The sequence below is a fragment of the Arthrobacter sp. 210 2 genome (assembly GCF_059093025.1).
The window spans coordinates 844,738-865,507 of sequence record NZ_JBNHIE010000001.1 but is presented as its reverse complement, the minus strand read 5'-3'; the positions used below and the strand labels follow the sequence as shown (position 1 = coordinate 865,507).

Sequence of the window (20,770 nt, the reverse complement as noted above, 5' to 3'; positions counted from 1 at the left end):
GGCTAGAACACTGGGCTGCTGGATCAGACGCCTTCGGCTTCCTCTACGCTGAGCTGGGATTCGAACATCCGGAAGTAGCGGCCGCGGAGCGCCACCAGCTCCCGGTGCGTGCCCTGCTCCACGATCCTGCCGTCTTCGAGCATGTAGACGATGTCCGCTTTCTCGATGGTAGCCAGGCGGTGGCTGATGGCAATGATGGTGCTGCCGCGGTCCGCGAAGAGCCGGGTGAAGATGCGGTGTTCGGCCAGGGCGTCGATGGCCGATGTTGGTTCGTCCATCACCATGAACGAGGCATCCCGGTAGAAGTTGCGGGCCATGGCCAGGCGCTGCCACTGGCCGCCGGACAGTCCGCTGCCCTTCCGGCCCCGCGGGTCCTCCATCCAGTTGCTGACGTGGTTCTCCAGCCCGTTCGGCAGCTTGTTGATGAAGTCCAGTGCTTCGGCGTCACCGGCTGCCTTTCGGATCCGTGCGTCGTCCCTGGGTGCGTCGACGTCGCCAAAGTAGATGTTCTCCGCGGCCGTGGCGAACTCGTACTTGAGGAACTCTTGGCTCAGCACCGCCAGGTGGCGGTGCCAGGAGGTGACGTCGACGGCGGCGAGGTCCACGCCGTCGAGCATGACCTGCCCTGAGTCCGGCCGGTAGAGGCCGGCGAGGATGCGGATCAGGGTGGATTTTCCGGCACCGTTCTCCCCCACGATGGCGATGTGCTGGCCTTCGCGGATGGTCATGCTGATCCCGCGGATCACCTCGATGTCACTGCCCGTGTAGGTGAAGCGGATGTCCTTCAGCTCCACCTCTTTCGGCGGTCCCAGCAGCGGAGGTGCGTGCTCGGAATGGACCGGCAGGGCCATGAACAGCTCGTAGTCCTTGAGGTTCGCCAGATCCTCGTCGATCGAACTGAGCGAGGACACCAGGTTGTTGGCGGTGGACAGGGCCCGGCTGACGATCTGCTGCACGTAGAGGAACTGCCCCACGGGCTGGGCACGGGCAATGATCTGCCCCACCACCCAGATCAGCGAAACCACCTCGGCGCCGTACTGCAGGGCGTCGGCGGCCAGCTGTTTGGGGATGTACCGCCGCTGGAAATCAAGACGGCGGCGCTCGTCCGCGTCCCGCAGCCGCGAGCGGAGGTCCATCAGGAAGCCGACGATGCCGTAGAGCCGCATCTCGGCAATGTGCTGCGGCCGGAGGAGGTTTTGTTCGATCATCCGCCGCTGCCGCCGGGAGTCCACCTGCGTGTTCCAGTGCGCTATTTGCTCCCGTGACAGCTTGAACTGCAGGTACACGCTGGGCACGATGGCCACCAGCACAATCACCGCGATCCACCAGCTGACCAGGAGCAGGGCGCCGACGGCCAGGATCACCGAAACGAGTTGGGTGAAGATCGCCGCGATCCGGTCCAGGACCCGCGCGTAGGAGTCGGAGAACCGCTTGGCGCGGTCGTAGAGGTCCACGGTTTCTTTGTCGTCGTACCGCCAGAACTCCAGGGCGAGGAACCGTTCGTACATCTGGTCCCCGACGATGGCGCCCACCTTGAAGCTCATCAGTTGCTGTATGTAGCGGTCAACGCTGGTGAAGGCACCCCAGAAGAGGCCAAGCGCGGCGGTGATGATGACGTACACGATGGCCAGCTGCCCTGCACCGGCGTCCCCTGAGTAGGCGGCCGCGAGTGCCGTGGTGGTGAGGGCCGCAAAGTAGGTGGTGACCAGCGGAAGCACGGCCGAGATCAGCGAGCCGAGCACCTTCATGACCACCGCGCCCGGTGACGCGCGGAAGCTGACCCGGAGGACCTGTGCGACCGCGCGGGCATAGGGCCGCAGGGCAAGGCGGCGTGAGGGTTCCCGCTTGGGGGTCAGTTCCGCCGGATGGCGTGATGGGGGCATGGCTTCAGCCTAGTTGCGGCAGACGCCTGCGGTTGAGCTTGCCGAAATGGGTTTCGACAAGCTCAACCACCGGCCGGGCCCACGGCGCCCGGGTTCCCTGGCCGCAGCGAAGCAAGGTCAGGGAGGCGCCGGGGATTAGCGCGAACCGTAGTTCGGCGCCTCGACCGTCATCTGGATATCGTGCGGGTGCGATTCCTTGAGCCCGGCCGGGGTGATCCGGACGAACTTGCCCCGGGCCTTGAGCTCGCTGATGGTGGGAGCGCCGGTATAGAACATGGTCTGGCGGAGACCGCCCACCAGCTGGTAGGCCACCGACGCCAGCGGACCGCGGTACGCCACGCGCCCTTCGATGCCTTCCGGGATCAGTTTGTCGTCACCGGACACGTCCGCCTGGAAGTAGCGGTCCTTGGAGTAGGAGGTGTTCTTGCCGCGGGACTGCATGGCACCGAGGGAGCCCATGCCGCGGTAGGACTTGAACTGCTTGCCGTTGACGAAGATCAGCTCGCCCGGCGACTCGTCGCAGCCGGCCAGGAGTGAACCAAGCATCACGGTGTCGGCGCCGGCAACCAGCGCCTTGCCGATGTCGCCCGAGTACTGCAGGCCGCCGTCGGCGATCAGGGGAACCCCGGCAGGGATGGCTGCCTTGGCGGATTCGTAGATGGCGGTGATCTGCGGGACGCCCACGCCGGCCACCACGCGGGTGGTGCAGATGGAGCCCGGGCCCACGCCCACCTTGATGCCGTCGGCGCCGGCGTCGATCAGGGCCTGGGCGCCTTCACGGGTGGCTGCCTGTCCACCGATGATGTCCACATGGGCCGCAACGGGATCGGACTTGAGGCGGCGGATCATGTCCAGCACGCCCTGGGAGTGGCCGTTTGCAGTGTCAACAAAGAGGGCGTCGACGCCAGCATCAACAAGTGCCATGGCGCGCTCCCAGCCGTCCCCGAAGAAGCCGATGGCGGCACCCACACGGAGCCGGCCCTCGTCATCCTTGGTGGCCAGCGGGTACTGCTCGGCCTTGGTGAAGTCCTTGGTGGTGATCAGGCCCTTGAGCCGGCCCTGCTCATCAACGAGGGGAAGCTTCTCAATCTTGTTCGTGGCCAGCTTGTGCGAGGCTTCCTCGCGGCTGATGCCCACGTGCCCGGTGACCAGCGGCATTTTGGTCATTACGTCGCTGACCAGCCGCAGCGGGAAATCGGACTCCGGGACAAAGCGGGTGTCGCGGTTGGTGACGATGCCGAGGAGGCGGTTTTCCTCGTCCACCACGGGCAGGCCGGATACCCGGTACTGGGCGCACAGGTTGTCCAGCTCCAGCAGCGTTGCTTCGGGACGGATGGTCAGCGGGTTGGTGATCATGCCCGACTCGCTGCGCTTGACGCGGTCCACCTGATCCGCCTGGTCGGCGATGGACAGGTTGCGGTGCACCACGCCCAGGCCGCCCTGGCGTGCCATGGCGATGGCCATCCGCGACTCGGTCACGGTGTCCATGGCGGCGGACAGCAGCGGGGTCTGCACGGTGATCCGCTTGGAAATCCGCGAGGAGGTGTCGGCCTCGGACGGGATGACGTCCGTGTGGCCCGGCAGGAGCAGGACGTCATCGTAGGTCAGGCCGATGAAGCCAAAGGGGTTGTGTTCGGGCTCGGTCATGAGTGCGCCTCTTACCTTGGTTGCTGGGGCGGGCAGGGGTTGCAGCCGATGACCAGCCCGTCATTACGGAACTGGCCTGTGCAGAAGATGGGGACACCGCGATGAACGGCATTCCGGGGCAGAAAGTGTTGAGTAAATATTAGAACCTCCGCGCCGATCCCCCTATTCCACGGCTGCAATGTGAGCAACCGCACGGCCCCGAGGTGTGCAGGCCCGGCTGGCGGCGGCTCAGCTCCAGCCCGTGGCGGCCAGCAGCCGCTGCTCGAACATGGGGATCATGCTCTCCACGTAGGTCCGGGTCAGGTGGTTGTCGTCCTTATAGACGTAGACGTTTCCCACCACGGCCGGGCAGACTCCACGGGCGCAGATGAAGTCGCTGAGGTCCATGAGGTGCAGGCCGTCGAGTTTGCCCCGGTAGCTTTCCAGGGGCGAAGGCTCCACGAGCGACTCGCTCAGGGCCGGGTTGCATTCGGGCGCGTCGGCACCGTTCCGCTGGACGCACTCGGGCATGTTGAACGTGAAGCGCGGGTTGTCCCGGATGCCCACCACCTCGATGCCTGCCTCGGTGAACGGGCGGACGCCGTCCAGGTAGCCGGGAACTTCGGTTTCGAACGGCGCCTCTTCGTGGGTCAGCGAGGCCACGGTGAAGACCGCATCCGGCCGGTGTTCCAGCACGTAGGCGGCGCTGGCGCGGTTGTAGGCGTTGCATTCGGCATTCCTGGTCTCCGACTCGGCCCCGAACCGGCAGGCCGGCATCAGCAGGGTGACCAGTTCCCAGCCCCGGGCTTCCGCGATGGGTGCCAGCGCGCCCAGGTACTGCTGGGAATGGGAATCACCGAGCACCACAATCCGCTTGGTGGCACCTTCATCAGGGACCGCCTGCCGGCACCCTTCCAGGATGGGGTCGGCGGTGGCGTTTGCGCCCGCGCAGGGGGCGTGGATGCCGGCCCAGTCGTTGTCCAGCGCGGACGGGCCCGGAATGATCTTCGCGCCGGGCGCGGGCAGGGCGGCGTTTTCCGGGCTGAGTGCCGCGGCCCCGGGCGTGAGCTCGCGCGGCTGCGCCGCCGTCGCTGCTTCCTCTGCCGTGAGCGTCGTCTGCCATACGGCCACGGGTCCGGCAAGGACGGCACCGCAGGCAACAATGACGACGGCGGTGCGCCACGCCCGCAGTTTGGGCCAGTGCCAGTCGCGCAGCGGCTTTTCCACGAAGCGCGTGGTGAGGACGGCAAGCACGATGGAGGCCCCGACGATGGCCAGGCCCTGGACAAGGTTAGGCGCCTCGACCCCGGTGGCGGCGAGCGCCAGCACCAGGACCGGCCAGTGCCAGAGGTACAGCGCATAGGAGTTGTCGCCCAGGGCCACGGCCGGCTTGCTGCCCAGGAAGCGGTCCACGCCAAACCGGCTGCCGGTCTGTCCCGCCACGATGATGGCGGCCGCCGCCAGGGTTGGCCACAGCGCCACGAAGCCGGGGAAAGACCGGTCCACCGTCAGCAGCAGGCCGCAGGAGACCATGGCCGCCAGGCCCGCCCAGCCCAGGGCCACGCGCAGGGCCCGGCCGGGTTTGAGGTACGGCAGTGCAAGGGCGAGCAGGGATCCCAGGGCGAATTCCCAGAGCCTGGCCCGGGTATCGAAGTAGGCGTATGCCTGGTTGGTGGCCGTCTGTTCCACGGAGTATGCCAGCGAGACCGCGAAGACCGCGCCGAAGGCGAGCGCCAGCAATCCCCGGTAGGTCAGTACGCTGAAGGCAGGCATGCGGTGCAGCAGCGCCAGCAGGACCGCGGCGCCGGCGAAGACCAGCGGCCACAGGATGAAGACCTGGCCCTGGATGGACAGGGACCAGAAGTGCTGCAGCGGGCTGGCGCCGGCATGGTCCTGCGCGTAGTAGTCCACAGCGGTGTTGGCGAGCAGCCAGTTCTGGCTGTACAGCAGCGAGGCCCATGCCTGGTCCAGCACCTGCGGCCAGCGGCTTTGCGGAATGATGAGCCACGTCCCGGCCAGGACGCCGAGGATGACAACGACGGCGGCCGGCAGCAGCCGCTTGAACAGGTGCAGCCAGTGCCGCAGGAGGTTGAGCGGGGTGCCGGCTTCGACCTTCCGGACGAAGGACAGCGTGAGCAGGAAGGCCGAGATCAGGAGGAAGATGTCCACTCCGCCCGACACCCGGCCAAGCCACACGTGGTAGGCCACCACCATCAGTACTGCGAGCGCGCGGAGGCCCTGGACTTCGGGACGGAACGTGGGTTTCCGGCGGGAGCCGGCAGTGTCCGCCGGACGGCCCGGTGCAGCCTCTGTTCGCGCAATCAACACAAATGACCCCTCAAAACCGGCTGGCAAAAACATCAAGCCTACGGGCCTGCGACGCCGGATGGCCAATCATGAGAGACCCGTCACGCTGCCTTTTCTCCTGCGCGGGCACTTTCGCGGGCTGCCATCGGGGGCCGCGGGATTCTGCGCGCCAGGTGGCGCGCGTCACGGGCTGTGCCGGGAAGGGTGGCGGACGCCGCCGCGTACTGGAATTCCTGTCCGAGGAAGAACAGGCCCGGCGTCCGCAGGGCGACGCCGCGGTGCTGCGGGGGCAGCGCGCCGCCGTCGAGCATTCCCGGATCGATCCAGCTGAAGTCCTCCCGGTAACCGGTGCACCACACCACGTTGGACACTTCCACGCGGGTCCCGTCCGCCAGGACGGGCATCCCGTCCTGCACTCCGGCCACCCGCGGCACGAACTGGACGCCGGCCGCGGCCAGGTCCTTGGACTTGGTCCTGATCAGCGGCGTGGCGTGCGCCTTGAAGGCGGGCGCAGCCTTGCGGCCGAGGGGTGTGCTGAGGGTCAGGACGTGGAGCCCCAGGAACCGCACCATCGGCAGGAAGTAGCGTGCCGCCGTCGGGCCGTGCTTTACCGGGAGCTCTCCCCCGGGCTTGCCGGCCACCCGCGTCGGATGGGTGCGGCTTACCTCGAGGGCGATTTCTGCCCCGGAGTTCCCCAGTCCCACCACCAGCACCGGGCCCGCCTGCAGTTGCCCGGCATTCCGGTACTGGCTCGAGTGCAGCTGCACGATGGAAGCGTCCAGGTCAGCGGCAAAGCCGGGGACCTTGGGCGCCTGGCTGCAGCCGGTGGCTACGACCACGTTGTGGGCCTCCCAGCGGTGGCCGTTGGAGGCGGCGACGAAACAGTCCGCCTCCCGCCACAGCCGCTCGACGCGGACGCCCCGGATGACAGGCAGCGCGAACCGTTCCGCATAGCCTTCCAGGTACCCTGCCACTTCGTCCTTGGTGGGAAAGGACAACGGATCCGCCGGGAAGGGGACCCCTGGCAGGCCGTCGTACTTGGCGGGGGTGAACACCCGGAGTGAATCCCACCGTTGCCGCCATGCGTCGCCGGTGCGCGGATTGGCGTCCAGGATGAGGAATGTCCGGTTCTGTTCCTTCAGGTAGTGGCCCATGGCGAGGCCGGCCTGGCCGCCGCCGATGATCATGGTGTCCAGCGTTCCTGTCTGGTTGGTGTTCATGACTGTGCTCCTTCGTGGATTGCGGGGATATCTGCAGCTGAACCGTCAAGCTGTCCGGCGTCCGCACCTGGTCCTTCATGCCCGGCCTCCCGGTACCGCAGCCACCACGCGAGCATCAGCGCGGATGCCACGATGTAGGCAAGGTGGAGGACCCAGATGGGACCGGCCGGAAGGTTGAAGACGTAGATGGAATGCACGGCGTTGGCAACGTTGCTCAGGACCAGGTTGCCGAGGCTGTAGGAGGCGAGGTCCCGGGTGCGGGCGGCCTTCACCAGCATGGGCAGCATTCCCAAGGCGAACAGCACCGTGGAGAGGGTGCCGGCAAGGACTGGAAGGTTCATGTTTTGAGGCTATGGCCGGGGCCTTCCAGTCCGCGTCGGCCGGATTATGCAAGTGTCCGGCCTGGTTCGGATGGGTAATTATGTGCAGAACCCGTCAGCCTGCGAGTCCGTGCTCAAAGGCGTATCTCGTGGCCGCGGCCCTTGAGGAGAGGCCAAGCTTCAGGAAGATGTTGCTGATGTGCCTGGCCACGGTTTTCTCGCTGAGGAAGAGGTCTGCCGCGATGGCCCGGTTACCCTGGCCGGACGCCACGTGCCGAAGCACCTCCGCCTCCCTGGGCGTCAGCGGCCCTGGAGTCCCGCCGTCGTCCTTCCGCATGAGCGTGGCAGCCCACGCAGCGGCCGGAGCCGCCCCCAACTCCAGCAATTCCACGTGCGCCGCCTCGAATTCCATCAGGGCAGACGCCTCGTCGCCGAGCCCCCGGCAGGCCCGCCCGATGAGGACCCGGCAGCAGGCAGCCTCAAAGGGGACACCGAGTCCCACCCACAGGTGCCATGCCTGGCGCAGCGCCTGCGATGCCCCCGTTAAGTCCCCCTCCTCAAGCCGGACGGCGCCGTCGGCCTGTTTCGCTACCGCGCGGATCATGCGCCGAGGGCATTCCCGGGCAAAGGTGATCAGATCGTCGGCCCCCTGCCGGGCCGCGGGCAGGTCAGGCACTGCCAGTTCGATCTGCACGAGCGCCGGCAGCAGGTGCCGTCGGGTGGCGGCGTCCGCCACCCCGGCCGCCCGCCGGATCATCGACTGCGCCTGCTGCGCGTCCCCGCGTGCCAACTGCAGGAGTGCCAGGCCCGGCTGGGGTTCGTAACCGCTGCGGGCAGCATGGCTGTAGGAAGCTTCGGCGGCATCCAGGTCGCCGCTCAGCCTCTGCACTTCAGCCTGCTGGTAATAGCCGCCGTAGAGCGCCCACGGATCACCCCTGGTGGAGCGCTCCTGGGCGACGGCGGCGGCCTGCAAAGCTTCGGTCCACGCCCCGTGCAGCCGGAAGAGCTCAGCGCGGTGTGCCTGGCATTGGCCGCTGAAGGCCACGGTGTCGGGGCGGGCACGGCACCAGCGGTCCAGCTCCGCGGTCCATTCGAGGGCCCGCTCAAGGTCGAAGGCGATCTGGCAGTTGCCGATGACTGCGCAGTAGATAATGCCCGACGGCACCGCGGACAGTTCGCCGGCAGTGACGGCCACCATGACCTCGTCGAACATCCCAAGGCCTTCTTCGGCACGGCCCAGTGCCAGCGTCGCCTGGCCTGATCCAAGCAAAGCAAGCGCTGACAGGTCCTTGTTCCGGAATTGCCGGCCGAAGTCCGCAGCCTGGGAGAACAGCTCGAGGGCGGCCTGAGGATCCCCGCCGTAGAGTTTGCCCAGTGCAACGGGCACGAGCATAAAGCCCTGCACCGCGTCGGGTTCGGGGAGTTCGCTCAACAGTTTCTGGCCACGGGCCAGCCATCCCCCGGCACGCGCAGCCTCTCCGGCGTTCGCCAGGTGCAGCACCATCCAGGCGGCGCACCGTGCCGCACCCACCACATCGCCAACCATCAGGTATTCCTCGTGGGCACGGGTGAGGGTGTCCAGGCCGGTGCTTGTGTTGCCTGTCAGGATCTCCGCCGTTGCCAGCCGTTCAAGGTCCGCCGCCGGCAGTCCGCCCTGCTGGTCCGCGTCACGGAAGTTTTGGAAGGCCTCGGTCCAGCGGTGCTCCTGGAACGCTGACCGGCCCCTGTCAATGCCCGTTTCCGCTGACACCTGGCCTCCTTTTGGATACGCCCGCCCAGCCGGTTAAGCGCCACGCTACGCCCGCTGGGGAACCGGCACAAGCGGCCCTCAGGGGCTACGAACGCAGCAGCCCGCGCAACGTCTGGATGGTGTCAGCCTCCGCCACCGTCTTGTCATCGCGGTAGCGTTTGACGCGCGCGAACCGGAGGGCGATGCCGCCCGGATAGCGCGTGGAACGCTGGACGCCGTCGATCGCGATTTCCACCACGCTGACAGGCTCCACCCATACGGTGTTCGACGTTCGCCGCACCTCGATCTCCTGGAACCTCTCCGTCTGCCAGCGCAGCAGCTCGTCGGTGAGCCCCTTGAACGTCTTGCCCACCATGACGTAGCCGCCGGGCTCGCCGAACTCGCCGGAAGGGTCGAGGGCGCCGAGGTGCAGGTTCGACAGCAGACCCGTGCGCCGTCCCGAACCCCACTCACAGGCGAGCACCACCAGATCGTAGGTGAGCACCGGCTTCACTTTGATCCAGTTGGAACCGCGCCGCCCGGCTGCGTAGGCCGATCCGACCGCCTTCACCATCACACCCTCGTGGCCCGCGGCGAGCGCCTCGCGTGCCACTCTTTCGGCAATGGCGGGATCCGCTGTGACCTCCCCCGGGATCCGGTGCCCGGGGGCAATGCGCTCCAGCACGCCGATGCGCTCGGACAGCGGTTCCTCCAGCAGGTCCCGCCCGTCGATGTGCAGTACGTCGAAGAACCACGGATGCAGCAATGTGGTGCGCACCGCATCCGCCCCGAACCGGGACATGGTCTCCTGGAAGGGCCGGGGTCCGCCGTCCTCATCGAGCGCGAGGGTCTCGCCGTCGAGGATGACATCGCTCACCGGCAGGCCGCGCACCACGTCCACCACCTCGGGCAGCCGGTGGGTCACGTCGGCCAGGGTACGGGTGAAGATGCGTACCTCGCCGCCGGTGCGGTGCACCTGGATGCGTGCGCCGTCGAGCTTGTATTCCACGGAGGCTTCCCCGGTGACCTCCAGCGCCGCACTGGCGCTGGCCGCGGTGGCGGCGAGCATGGGCTGTACGGGACGTCCGACGACGAGGCCTACCTCCTCGAGTTCCGCTGCCGTACCCGTGAGCGCCAGCAGGGCGGTCGCGCCCAGGTCGCCGGAGAGCATTGCCGCGCGGCGCACGGAGTCCACCGGCCGGTCGGCGGCGCGGGCGATGGCATCCGTCAGCACACCCTCGAGTGCACCGGTGCGCAGTTCACCGAGCAGCACTTCGGCGATGAATGACTGCTCGCGTTTGGTGGCTGCCGCGGTCAGCTCGCGGAGTGTCGCGGCGCGCTCGGCCGCAGATCCGGCGCCTACGGCGGCGAGCAGCCGGTCCAATGCAGCATCCACGTCGGCGACGGTAAGACCCGGCTCGTCGGCCGGCTCCCCCATGGCCGCGGTCATTCCGCGCCAGCCAATCCCTACCCGGCCCTGCCGCGGCCTGGCGATGAGCAGTCCCACGGCAGCCGGGATTTCAGCGGGCTCGAGGCGGCGCAGGAGGCCGGCCAGGAGGTCCACCTTCGCGAGCCGGGAGCGGGTGGACGCGACGGCGTCCGTGGTTGTCACGAGCTCGTCGAGCAGCATGGCACCAGTCTGCCACGCCCATCCCGTCCACTATGGACAGCTCCGGAAGGCAGTTCCAGACTGGACGCATGGGAATCATCGTCGCGAACCTGTTCATCACGCTCGACGGCGTCTACCAGGCGCCCGGTGGCCGCGAAGAGGACACTGAAGGCGGTTTTGGCTTCGGCGGCTGGCAGGCCCCGGTGTCCGATGACGAGGCCGACGCAGCCATCGGAGCGGAGATCGGCCGCATCGACGCCCTGCTTCTGGGCCGGAAGACCTACGACATTTTCGCGGGGTATTGGCCGCAGCAGTCCGACATGGTCGGCACCACGTTCAACCGGGTGCCCAAGTTCGTCGTTTCCAGCAGCCTGACCGCTCCGGGGTGGGCCGGCACCACTGTGCTGGCTGATGCCGCGGCCGCGGGCCGGCTTCGTGAGGATTACGGCGAGGTGCACATGTTCGGCAGCGGCGTCCTCATCCGTTCACTGCTCAAAGAAAACGTGATCGACCGCCTCCACCTTTGGCTCTATCCGGTCACCTTGGGGCAGGGCAAGCGCCTCTTCGACGGCGGGACCATCCCCGCCTCCTTCCGCCTCGCCGAGCCGGCGCGCACCTTCCCCAAGGGATCGGTGTCGCTGGTCTACGAGCGGGCGGGCGACGTCAGGACGCAGGACATGCCGGCCACCCAGGGCGCGTAATGGCCAAGGTCATCGCAGCCATCAGTACGTCGGTTGACGGTTACATCACCGGCCCCGACGACGGTCCCAGGTACGGCCTGGGCAAGGGCGGGGAACGCCTGCACTACTGGGTGATGGGCGGCCCCTGGACCTACGACGGCGGACATGACTTCGCGATGCAGGGCCCCGACAAGGATTTCTATGACGAGCTGGAAGCCGGCCTGGGTGCCGGCATCGTCGGCCGGGGCATGTATGACGCTGCAGGGGCATGGGGAGGAACCAACCCGTTCGGCGGGCCGCTGTTTGTGCTCACCCACCGGGTACAGGACCAGCCGGCGGCGGCGTCCGGGTTCACTTTCGTGTCCGGGCTCGATGAAGCCCTCGCGCGGGCGATTGAGGCGGCAGGGGACAAAGACGTATCGATCGGCGGCGGTGCGGACGTGATCCGGCAGGCCCTTGCCGCCGGGAGGGTGGACGAACTTGTGCTCTCGACGGCGCCGGTGATCCTCGGTGCCGGTAAGCGCCTTTTTGACGGCTTCGGCCAGGACATCAACCTCGGCATCATCAAGACGGTGAGCTCGACGTTCGCCACGCACGTGCGCTACGCGGTCAAGAAGTAAAGGGGCACAAAAAACCGGCCCGGCAGATGCCGGACCGGTCTTTTGTGCCTTGGCAGCCGGTGAAGGCTAGTGGCTGTGGCCTGCGTGCTCGTCTTCCTCAGCGGGCTTTTCCACAACCAGGGTCTCGGTGGTGAGAACCAGGGCAGCGATGGAGGCTGCATTGCGGAGGGCTGCACGGGTGACCTTGACGGGGTCGATGACGCCGGCAGCGATCAGGTCCTCGTACTCGCCCGACTTGGCGTTGAAGCCGTTGTTGGTTTCGAGTTCGGCAACCTTGGCGGTGATGACGTAGCCGTCGAAGCCTGCGTTCTGGGCAATCCAGCGCAGCGGCTGGACCAGCGCGCGGCGGACGATGCCCACAGCAGCGGCGGCGTCGCCTTCGAGTGCCTTGACGGCCGGGTCCTCGTCGAGGGCCTTCAGCGCGTGGATCAGGGCGGAACCGCCACCGGCCACGATGCCTTCTTCGAGGGCGGCGCGGGTGGAGGAAACAGCATCTTCGATGCGGTGCTTCTTTTCCTTCAGCTCAACCTCAGTTGCGGCACCCACCTTGATGACGCCGATGCCGCCGGCCAGCTTGGCCAGGCGCTCCTGGAGCTTTTCGCGGTCCCAGTCGGAGTCGGTGCGGGTCAGCTCGGCACGGAGCTGGGCAACGCGTGCAGCAACGTCCTCGGCAGCGCCGGCGCCGTCCACGATGGTGGTGTTGTCCTTGGTGACCGTGATGCGGCGGGCGGTACCCAGCACCTCAAGGCCAACGGAGTCCAGGCTCAGGCCCAGTTCCGGAGAGACAACCTGCGCACCGGTGAGGGTGGCGATGTCCTGCAGCATGGCCTTGCGGCGGTCGCCGAAGCCCGGAGCCTTGACGGCCACCACGTTGAGGGTGCCGCGGATGCGGTTGACGATCAGCGTGGACAGGGCCTCGCCGTCGACGTCCTCGGCGATGATGAACAGTGGCTTGGAGCTCTGCAGCGCCTTCTCCAGCAGCGGCAGGAATTCCTGCACCGAGGAGATCTTGCCCTGGTTGATCAGGATGAGGGCGTCCTCGAGGACTGCTTCCTGGCGTTCCGCGTCGGTGACGAAGTACGGGGACAGGTAGCCCTTGTCGAACTGCATGCCCTCGGTGAGGACCAGTTCGGTCTGCGTGGTGGAGGATTCCTCGATGGTGATCACACCATCCTTGCCCACCTTGCCGAAGGCCTCGGCCAGAAGCTCGCCGATCTCTTCGCTCTGCGCGGAGATGGCCGCCACGCTGGCAACCTGGGTGCCTTCAACGGGACGGGCGTTCTCCAGCAGGCGTGCAGCGACGGCTTCAACGGAAACCTCGATGCCGCGCTTGATCTGGCCGGGAGCAGCGCCGGCAGCTACGTTGCGCAGGCCTTCCTTGACCAGTGCCTGGGCCAGGACCGTGGCGGTGGTGGTGCCGTCGCCGGCAACATCGTTGGTCTTGGTGGCTACTTCCTTGGCCAGCTGTGCGCCAAGGTTTTCGTACGGGTCGTCCAGCTCGACTTCGCGGGCGATGGTGACGCCGTCGTTCGTGATGGTGGGCGCGCCCCACTTCTTGTCCAGGACAACGTTGCGGCCGCGGGGGCCGAGCGTCACCTTGACGGTGTTGGCGAGCTTGTCGATGCCGGCTTCAAGAGACCGGCGGGCAGCGTCGTTAAACGCAAGCTGCTTTGCCATGGTTTTGTCCTTTCAAGACAGAACCCCGCGCAGCTGACCAGCAGTAAGCATGACCAGCGGCACGGGGATCCGGAGAGTTACTTTACGACGATCGCCAGGACGTCGCGGGCGGACAGCACGAGGTACTCGGTGCCGCCGGTCTTGACTTCGGTTCCGCCGTACTTGGAGTAGATGACGACGTCGCCAACGGCTACGTCGACAGGAACGCGGTTGCCATCCTCAAAGCGGCCGGGGCCAACTGCAACAACTTCGCCTTCCTGCGGCTTCTCCTGTGCGGAGTCCGGGATGACCAGGCCGGAAGCCGTGGTCTGCTCGGCTTCGAGCGGGCGGACAACAATACGATCCTCAAGAGGCTTAATAGAGACCGACACTCGGACCTCTCCTTTTCGTCAGCAAATTCGTGGACTGGAAAGCTTTCCGCCCTGGCTGGCAAACCGTCGTCGCGGTGCCGGCAGCAGCCTGGCTGGCAGCTCTTCATGTGTTAGCACCCTCCTAGGGAGAGTGCTAATGAAGACTCTATGTGCGGGTTAGCACTCGGTCAAGGCGAGTGCCAGCGTTTCGTCATCCGCGTACACGGCGGCGTGTACATTGAAGCGGTGCGAGCCGCCGTATACCTGATCCTTGCGAACCTGTTCTGGGCCGGAAACTTCGTGGTGGGCCAAGCCGCGATGCAGACCATGGAGCCGTTGCAGCTGACCTTCTGGCGTTGGGCCCTGGCCGCGGTGCCGCTGCTCCTGCTGGCGCAGGCCGTTGACCGGCCGGACTGGCGCGCCGTGCTGCGCCGGTGGCCGGTACTGCTGCTGCTGAGCGCCCTGGGCATGAGCGGCTACACCCTGCTGCTGTACAGCGCACTGCAGCACACGTCGGCCCTGAACGCTTCCCTGGTGACGGCCGCCAATCCGGCCCTGATCATGGTGCTTGCCGTGGTCCTGCTCAAGGACCGGCCGCGCCCGGTGAGCTGGCTGGGCATCGCACTGGGCCTGGCCGGCGTGCTGATGGTTTTGACAGGCGGCGACCTGTCCCGCCTGCTGACCTTTTCCATCAACACCGGAGAGCTGCTGATCGTGGCAGCCATCACCGTCTGGGGTTTCTACACGATCATCGCCAGGCGGCTTGCCCTCCCCGCGATCACCGCAACGGCCGTGCAGGTGGCAATGGCTGCCGTGGTCCTGGCACCCATCGCGGCAGCAACCGGGGCCGGGCTGCCGTCCACTCCGGCCGAAGGCTGGTCCCTGGCGTTCATCGCCCTGTTCCCCTCGCTGGGCTCCTACCTGCTGTGGAACCTGGCACTCAAGCGGACTTCTGCGGCCAACGCCGGCAACTACCTGAACCTGATCGCCGTCTTCACCGCCATCATCACCGTGCTGCTGGGCCAGCCCATCACCGCGGCACAGGTGCTGGGCGGAGTCCTGGTGATATCGGGGGTCCTGCTGACCAGCGCCGGCCAGCGGCCTCAGCGTCCCAGGTCGTCGAAGTCCACGTCCTCGCCGCCGTCGGAATCCCGCCTCCCCTGATTCCTGCCGCGGTAGAGCACCACGGCCGCAACGGCGGCAGCGAGCAGGGACGCCACCAGGAACACGATGCTTCCCGCCCGTGCACCGGCATACAACCCGCGGATGTCGCTGGCTTCCTGGGTGTCGTCCTGGATGTCGTTGCCCCCCACGGAATAGACGGTGGCGTTGAAGGTATCCAGGAAGAAAATGATCACCAGCAGCGCGATGCACACCACTGCCACCAGGGAAGCCGCAATGAGGGCGGGACGAGCGTACCTGGCGGGACCCCGGTCCGTGGGTTGCTCTTCTCCGGACTGCTGGGGGCCTGCGCTGTCTTCCATGCTTTCAACACTATCGGCATAGCGCCGGGCCCTCCTCCACTAGGCTGGAACCCATGCCCCACGCTTCCCAGGACCAGATCGCACCGCTGCTCACCCCGGAAGGCTGGGAGCTGCTGGCGTCCCTGGGTCCCTACCAGGAGGACTCCTCCTATGAGCTCAATTCGGCCCTCCGGAAGGCCGGCCACTCCCCCCACCTGGTCTCCGCCGTCCTGACCCAGTCCAGGCTCCGCACCAAGGCCGAAGCAAAATTCGGGGAGTTTTCCCGGCAGATGCTCTTCACCCAGGCAGGCCTGGAACAGGCCACCCGCCTGAACGTGGCCGCCCGGCACGCGCAGCGGTTTGCCGGCGCGGGGGTCAGCCATGTGGCAGACCTGGGCTGCGGGCTGGGCGCCGATTCGCTCGCCTTGGCGTCCCTTGACGTGACCGTCACCGCCGTCGAAATGGATGAGACCACGGCCGCCTGCGCCACCGTGAACCTCATCCCGTTCCCGAACGCCACGGTGGTCCATGCGGACGCCACTGCTGTTCCGCTGGACGGCATCGACGGCGTCTGGCTGGACCCCGCCCGCCGGGTCACCTCCACCTCGGGCACCAAGCGCATCTGGGATCCAGAAGCCTTTTCGCCGCCGCTGTCCTTCGTCGAAGCCCTGGCCGCGTCCGGCAAGGCCGTGGGGGTGAAGATGGGGCCCGGCATGCCGCATGACTCCGTCCCGCACAACTGCGAGGCACAGTGGGTCTCCGTGGCCGGCGACGTCACCGAGGTGGCACTGTGGTTCAACGCCGTGCGGCGGCCCGGAGTCCGCCGCGCAGCCCTGGTGCTGGGGCCCAGCGGCGCCGCCGAGCTGACCAGCGGCGAGGACTTCGGGGCCGGGCCGGAAGCACCGGTGGGTCCCGTGGAAGGCTACCTGTACGAACCCGACGGCGCGGTCATCCGCGCCGGGCTCGTTGCCGACGTCGCGCTTGAGCTCGGGGGCCACCTGGTGGACGAGCACATCGCCTACATCTGCGCCCCCGCCCTTGTGGACACCCCGTTCGCGCGGGGCTACAAGGTGCTGGACGTGATGCCGTTCAACGTCAAGGCGCTCAAGGCGTGGGTGAAGGCCGAAGGCATCACGGTGCTGGACATCAAGAAACGCGGCACTGCCGTCACTCCCGAGGAACTCCGGAAGCAGCTCCTGCCCGGCGGGAAAAACCCTGCGAAAAAGGGCGGCACCAAAACGGCCACCCTGGTCCTCACCCGCATCGGGGAGGACCGGGTGGCCATCGTGGTGGAACCCGTTACTGCGGTGTAAGGCCGTTTACTGCGCCCGCATGAACTCCTCGGCCGCGCGTACCTGCTCAGGGCTTGGCCGCACTCCGGTGTACAGGACGAACTGTTCCAGCGCCTGGATGGTGGCCACCTCCGCGCCGGTGATCACCGGCTTTCCGGCGGCGCGGGCGGCCCTGATCAGCGGGGTCTCGGCGGGCAGCGCCACCACGTCGAAAACGAGCCGCGCGGCGTCAATGGCCTCGGCCGGGAAGGACAGCGCGTCCGCTTCCGCCCCGCCGGCCATCCCCACGGGGGTGACGTTGATGATCACGTCCGCCGTGCCGCCGTCGAGCGCTGCACGCCACTGGAACCCGTACTGTTCGGCCAGCGCCCGCCCTGTCGCTTCGTTCCGTGCGATCACCGTGACGTCGGTGAACCCGGCATCCCGCAGCGCCGCCACGGTGGCCTTGGCCATGCCGCCCGCACCCTGGACCAGGACCGAGTAGCCGGTGGGCACCGAGTTGGTGGCAAGCAACTGTTCGATGGCGGTGTAGTCCGTGTTGTACGCCTTGAGGTGGCCGTCGGTGTTGACGATCGTGTTCACGGAATCGATGGCCTTGGCGGAGGGGTCCATCTCATCCACCAGCGCGATGACGTCTTCCTTGTAGGGCATGGAGATGGCGCACCCGCGGATGCCCAGCCCGCGGACTCCGGCAATGGCCTGCTCCAGGTTGGTGGGGGCAAACGCCTTGTAGATCCAGTTGAGCTCCAGCTGTTCGTACAGGTGGTTGTGGAACCTGGTCCCGTTGTTGCTGGGACGGGCCGAGAGCGAGATGCAGAGGGTCATGTCTTTATTCAGAATGGGCACCCGACCATTAAACCCGCACTCCCCCAACTGGGTAGCGCCAACTGTCGTTTTCAGCCGCCAGAACGACAGTTGACGCTACTTACTTGGGTCAGGGGCAGCCGGTGCCTGCGGGGACGCTTCCGACGGCGGCAGGCAGCTTCCCGGGTGCCGTCGCCTTGCCTGCCAGCACGGCCGCGAGCGCGTCGAAGGCAGCGTCGGTGCGGCCGTACAGCGCCAGCCTGACCGGCGCCGGCGAACCCTGCAACGGCCAGGGGGCGTCCAGGGCCACCTCGATGTCCCCTCCGGCGGGACGCCCGCCGAACCCGATCAGGTTCACCAGCGGCCCTGAACCCAGGGCGAGACCAGCGCGGGCGGCGGCCGCCTCGAACCGTTCCCGGTCTCCGGGCCCGCCGCCGGCCACCCGGACCGCTCCGGGAACCAGTGGCCCGGTGCACGGCCCGGAGACAACGGTGACGGCGGAGGCCGAGACCCGGGCGGACACGGCGGCGCTGCTGCCTGCGGGGATACCAGCCGCGGGACCCCGCCTGCCCTGCCAGACCATCATGGTGGCCACCCGCCGGGCGGCCTCGTCCAGCCTTTCCGGGGGCAGGCTTCCGGACTTGACCGCCCCCACGATGGCCGCATGCGCCTGTGACACGTCGGCTGGCATCAGCAGCAGGTCCGCGCCCGCCCGGAGCGCCATCACCGCAGCAGACCCGCTGGGGTACTGCTTGGCCACCGCGCCCATGTTCAGCGCATCCGTGACCGCCACGCCCTTGAATCCCAGGCCGCGCAAGGCGGCATAGGTGGGGGCAGAGAGCGACGCCGGGACGCCGGGTTCCAGCGCCGGCACGGCAATGTGCCCGGTCATCACCATGGGTGTCCCGGCGGCGATGGCGGCCTGGAACGGTTTCCAGTCCCTGCCGCGGAGTTCCTCGACGCCGGCCGGCTGCACCGGAAGGCTGAGGTGGGAGTCGGCCGTCACTGATCCGTGGCCCGGGAAGTGCTTTACGACCGGAAGGACTCCTGCCGCGAGCATGCCCTGGGAGAACGCCACCCCGTGCACGGCAACGGCGGCGGGGTCCGCGGACATGGCCCGCGCCCCGATGGTGGGGTCCTTGGGCCCCATGGTGACGTCCGTGTCCGGTGCAAAGTCGGTGTTGAAGCCAAGCGGCACCAGCTCGCCGGCCAGGCCCTGCCCCGCCTCCCGGGTGAGGGCTTCATTGCCGGCCGCGCCGTAGCTCATGGGAGCGGGCCACTCCGTCAGCGGCGTACCCAGGCGCGCTACAAGGCCGCCTTCCTGGTCCACCGCGATCATGCCGGGCCAGGGCTCGCCGTCCGCAACGGTGGCCTGCGCGAGCCGTTGGTTGATGGCGGCCATGCCGGCAGTGTCCACTCTTCCCTGCGGGTCCCGCGGAACGTTGTCGCCCATGATGATGGATCCCGCGAGGTGCAGCCGCTCGATGGTGGCCGCGTGGGCCTCCACGTCCTTGCCAGTGAAAAACGGCAGCAGGACCTGCCCGGCTTTTTCCTCGGTTGTCATGCCGGCCACGGCCGCCGCGGCGGCGTCCTGGTCCCGCTGGAGCGGGCCCCAGCCCAGGGGCCGGGAACCGGGATCGGGTGAGAGGGACGCAGCGGTGGGGGACGGCGTCGTACGCGGTGTTGGGGTGGGCGACGCGGACGGTGAAGGTGCCGCCGTGGTGGCGGGCGACGACGGCCCGGGCGCCGGCGCGGGGGTGCAGGAGGCGAGGGCCAGGGCGGATACTGCCGCGAGGAGGGGGAAGGTTTTGTGGGTACTGTCACGCAGGTGTTGGAACGGGACCATCAATACGATGCTACCCCTGCACTAGACTTGAACCACCCGTTCGCCTGCCGGCAGCAGCCCGTGAGCGGCGTCAGCCAGCGGCAAACCGGACAGTAAGGAAACGCGTGAAGATTGACTTCGCTTCATCGAGGCAATCAACCCTTGGTGTTGAATGGGAGCTCGCGCTGGTGGACGGCAGCACCGGTGAGCTGGCCTCTGTAGCCAACGAAGTGCTCCGCGGCGTGGCCTCCCGCCATCCGGAGTTGAACGAGGACGACGAACACCCGCACATCAAGCAGGAACTGCTGCTGAACACGGTGGAGCTGGTCACGGGCATCTGTGAAACGGCCGCCGAAGCCAAGGAGGACCTGAGCCGGTCCGTGGCCGCCGTCCGGGAGATCACGGACCCGATGGGCGTGGAACTCTTTTGCGCGGGCAGCCACCCGTTCAGCCCGCCGCAGCTGCAGCCGGTGACGGACAAGGCCCGCTATGCGAAGCTGATCGACCGCACGCAGTGGTGGGGCCGGCAGATGGTGATTTACGGCGTGCACGTGCACGTGGGGCTGGATCGTCGGGAGAAAGCCCTCCCGGTACTGGACGGCCTGGTCAACTATTTCCCGCACTTCCAGGCGCTCTCCGCGTCCAGCCCGTTCTGGGGCGGCGAGGACACCGGCTACGCGTCGCAGCGCGCCCTGATGTTCCAGCAGCTGCCCACGGCCGGCCTGCCCTTCCAGTTCCAGTCCTGGGCTGAATACGAGTCCTACGTCCAGGACATGTTCACCACAGGCGTGATCGACACCCTCTCCGAAATCCGCTGGGACATCCGGCCGGTCCCGAACCTGGGCACCATCGAAATGCGCATCTGCGACGGCCTGGCCACCCTGGAGGAAGTGGGCGCCATCGCCGCGCTCACCCAGTGCCTCGTGGACGAATTCTCCACCACCCTGGACAACGGCGGCACCATCCCCACCATGCCGCCCTGGCACATCCAGGAGAACAAGTGGCGGGCCGCCCGCTACGGCATGGACGCCATCATCATCCTCGACGCCGCGGGCAAGGAACAGCTGGTGACGGACCACCTGCTGGAGACCCTGAACCGGCTGGAGCCTGTGGCCGCCAAGCTGCGCTGCGCCGACGAACTCGCGGATGTGGAGAAGATCATCCGCCGCGGGGCCGGGTACCAGCGCCAGCGGAAGGTGGCCGCCGAGCACGGCGGGGACCTCCAGGCCGTGGTGCTGGACCTCGTCAAGCAGATGCGGAACGGCCCCACCGCCTGATCCCCCTGCCGTAACGGGGCACTTCGGCACGGACACGCCGGCCGCCGTCGTGATGTACGACGGCGGCGCCCCCAAAGTGCCCCGCGAC

At 67.6% G+C, this 20,770-nt stretch carries 17 protein-coding genes; 5 read left to right on the top strand and 12 right to left on the bottom strand.

The features are described from left to right. Positions 1 to 23: 23 nt before the first annotated feature. From AC5RWA_RS04140 to AC5RWA_RS04110, 7 genes are all read right to left on the bottom strand, one after another. Positions 24 to 1,883 carry an ABC transporter ATP-binding protein gene (locus AC5RWA_RS04140; protein WP_494056651.1) on the bottom strand — a complete coding sequence of 620 codons (1,860 nt, stop codon included), beginning with the start codon at positions 1,881 to 1,883 and terminating at the stop codon, positions 24 to 26. A 135-nt stretch (positions 1,884 to 2,018) separates the two neighbouring features. Next, complete coding sequence (gene guaB, locus AC5RWA_RS04135; protein ID WP_079597386.1) at positions 2,019 to 3,530, bottom strand: IMP dehydrogenase; 1,512 nt, start codon at positions 3,528 to 3,530, stop codon at positions 2,019 to 2,021. 228 nt (positions 3,531 to 3,758) lie between these two features. After that, positions 3,759 to 5,831, bottom strand: a complete 2,073-nt coding sequence (locus AC5RWA_RS04130) for an acyltransferase family protein (protein WP_494056700.1) — start codon at positions 5,829 to 5,831, stop codon at positions 3,759 to 3,761. Between the two features lie 86 nt (positions 5,832 to 5,917). After that, entirely contained in the window at positions 5,918 to 7,036 is a 1,119-nt protein-coding gene (locus tag AC5RWA_RS04125; RefSeq protein WP_494056650.1) for a flavin-containing monooxygenase, read from the bottom strand. Continuing rightward, on the bottom strand, positions 7,033 to 7,377 hold the full coding sequence (locus tag AC5RWA_RS04120; RefSeq protein ID WP_079597389.1) for a hypothetical protein: 345 nt from the start codon (positions 7,375 to 7,377) through the stop codon (positions 7,033 to 7,035). Before AC5RWA_RS04120 ends, AC5RWA_RS04125 begins: the two co-directional genes overlap by 4 nt. A gap of 94 nt (positions 7,378 to 7,471) precedes the next feature. Further along, entirely contained in the window at positions 7,472 to 9,106 is a 1,635-nt protein-coding gene (locus AC5RWA_RS04115; RefSeq protein WP_494056649.1) for a LuxR C-terminal-related transcriptional regulator, read from the bottom strand. Positions 9,107 to 9,191: 85 nt separating this feature from the next. Continuing rightward, positions 9,192 to 10,715: an ATP-dependent DNA ligase gene (locus AC5RWA_RS04110; protein ID WP_494056648.1), complete on the bottom strand. Its 1,524-nt coding sequence runs from the start codon at positions 10,713 to 10,715 to the stop codon at positions 9,192 to 9,194. Positions 10,716 to 10,783: 68 nt separating this feature from the next. Between AC5RWA_RS04110 and AC5RWA_RS04105 the strand changes: the two genes are divergently transcribed. Then, entirely contained in the window at positions 10,784 to 11,395 is a 612-nt protein-coding gene (locus AC5RWA_RS04105) for a dihydrofolate reductase family protein (protein WP_494056647.1), read from the top strand. Next, complete coding sequence (locus tag AC5RWA_RS04100; protein WP_494056646.1) at positions 11,395 to 11,994, top strand: dihydrofolate reductase family protein; 600 nt, start codon at positions 11,395 to 11,397, stop codon at positions 11,992 to 11,994. Before AC5RWA_RS04105 ends, AC5RWA_RS04100 begins: the two co-directional genes overlap by 1 nt. A gap of 66 nt (positions 11,995 to 12,060) precedes the next feature. Here AC5RWA_RS04100 and groL read toward each other — a convergent pair whose 3' ends face one another. Together groL and groES are read right to left on the bottom strand one after the other, a co-directional pair. Then, a complete protein-coding gene (gene groL, locus AC5RWA_RS04095; protein ID WP_079597394.1) occupies positions 12,061 to 13,671 on the bottom strand; it encodes a chaperonin GroEL in 1,611 nt (536 codons plus the stop codon). A 77-nt stretch (positions 13,672 to 13,748) separates the two neighbouring features. Next, the gene (gene groES, locus AC5RWA_RS04090) at positions 13,749 to 14,042 is read right to left on the bottom strand and encodes a co-chaperone GroES (RefSeq protein ID WP_003805290.1); all 294 of its coding nucleotides are present in this window, start codon (positions 14,040 to 14,042) and stop codon (positions 13,749 to 13,751) included. 225 nt (positions 14,043 to 14,267) lie between these two features. Here groES and AC5RWA_RS04085 point away from each other — a divergent pair, with 225 nt between their 5' ends. Then, positions 14,268 to 15,185 carry a DMT family transporter gene (locus tag AC5RWA_RS04085; protein WP_494056645.1) on the top strand — a complete coding sequence of 306 codons (918 nt, stop codon included), beginning with the start codon at positions 14,268 to 14,270 and terminating at the stop codon, positions 15,183 to 15,185. Here the strand turns inward: AC5RWA_RS04085 and AC5RWA_RS04080 are convergent. After that, positions 15,125 to 15,505, bottom strand: a complete 381-nt coding sequence (locus tag AC5RWA_RS04080) for a hypothetical protein (RefSeq protein WP_494056644.1) — start codon at positions 15,503 to 15,505, stop codon at positions 15,125 to 15,127. The genes AC5RWA_RS04085 and AC5RWA_RS04080 overlap by 61 nt on opposite strands. Before the next feature lie 53 nt (positions 15,506 to 15,558). Here AC5RWA_RS04080 and AC5RWA_RS04075 point away from each other — a divergent pair, with 53 nt between their 5' ends. After that, entirely contained in the window at positions 15,559 to 16,797 is a 1,239-nt protein-coding gene (locus AC5RWA_RS04075; RefSeq protein ID WP_494056643.1) for a THUMP-like domain-containing protein, read from the top strand. Positions 16,798 to 16,803: 6 nt separating this feature from the next. Here the strand turns inward: AC5RWA_RS04075 and AC5RWA_RS04070 are convergent, their stop codons facing one another. Next, entirely contained in the window at positions 16,804 to 17,622 is an 819-nt protein-coding gene (locus tag AC5RWA_RS04070) for a shikimate 5-dehydrogenase (protein WP_494056642.1), read from the bottom strand. Positions 17,623 to 17,710: 88 nt separating this feature from the next. Continuing rightward, the gene (locus AC5RWA_RS04065) at positions 17,711 to 19,144 is read right to left on the bottom strand and encodes a glycoside hydrolase family 3 protein (RefSeq protein ID WP_494056699.1); all 1,434 of its coding nucleotides are present in this window, start codon (positions 19,142 to 19,144) and stop codon (positions 17,711 to 17,713) included. A 386-nt stretch (positions 19,145 to 19,530) separates the two neighbouring features. Here AC5RWA_RS04065 and AC5RWA_RS04060 point away from each other — a divergent pair, with 386 nt between their 5' ends. Further along, positions 19,531 to 20,682 (top strand): glutamate--cysteine ligase, encoded by a 1,152-nt coding sequence (locus AC5RWA_RS04060; protein ID WP_494056641.1) that lies wholly within the window; start codon positions 19,531 to 19,533, stop codon positions 20,680 to 20,682. Positions 20,683 to 20,770 lie beyond the last annotated feature (88 nt).

Excerpts from the sequence above, each read along its gene's own strand:
- AC5RWA_RS04075 (WP_494056643.1), top strand. The coding sequence starts at position 15,559 with ATGCCCCACGCTTCCCAGGACCAGATCGCACCGCTGCTCACCCCGGAA.
- AC5RWA_RS04065 (WP_494056699.1), bottom strand. The coding sequence starts at position 19,144 with ATGACAACCGAGGAAAAAGCCGGGCAGGTCCTGCTGCCGTTTTTCACT.
- AC5RWA_RS04110 (WP_494056648.1), bottom strand. The coding sequence starts at position 10,715 with ATGCTGCTCGACGAGCTCGTGACAACCACGGACGCCGTCGCGTCCACC.
- AC5RWA_RS04140 (WP_494056651.1), bottom strand. The coding sequence starts at position 1,883 with ATGCCCCCATCACGCCATCCGGCGGAACTGACCCCCAAGCGGGAACCC.
- groL (WP_079597394.1), bottom strand. The coding sequence starts at position 13,671 with ATGGCAAAGCAGCTTGCGTTTAACGACGCTGCCCGCCGGTCTCTTGAA.
- AC5RWA_RS04120 (WP_079597389.1), bottom strand. The coding sequence starts at position 7,377 with ATGAACCTTCCAGTCCTTGCCGGCACCCTCTCCACGGTGCTGTTCGCC.
- AC5RWA_RS04100 (WP_494056646.1), top strand. The coding sequence starts at position 11,395 with ATGGCCAAGGTCATCGCAGCCATCAGTACGTCGGTTGACGGTTACATC.
- guaB (WP_079597386.1), bottom strand. The coding sequence starts at position 3,530 with ATGACCGAGCCCGAACACAACCCCTTTGGCTTCATCGGCCTGACCTAC.
- AC5RWA_RS04105 (WP_494056647.1), top strand. The coding sequence starts at position 10,784 with ATGGGAATCATCGTCGCGAACCTGTTCATCACGCTCGACGGCGTCTAC.
- AC5RWA_RS04080 (WP_494056644.1), bottom strand. The coding sequence starts at position 15,505 with ATGGAAGACAGCGCAGGCCCCCAGCAGTCCGGAGAAGAGCAACCCACG.
- AC5RWA_RS04125 (WP_494056650.1), bottom strand. The coding sequence starts at position 7,036 with ATGAACACCAACCAGACAGGAACGCTGGACACCATGATCATCGGCGGC.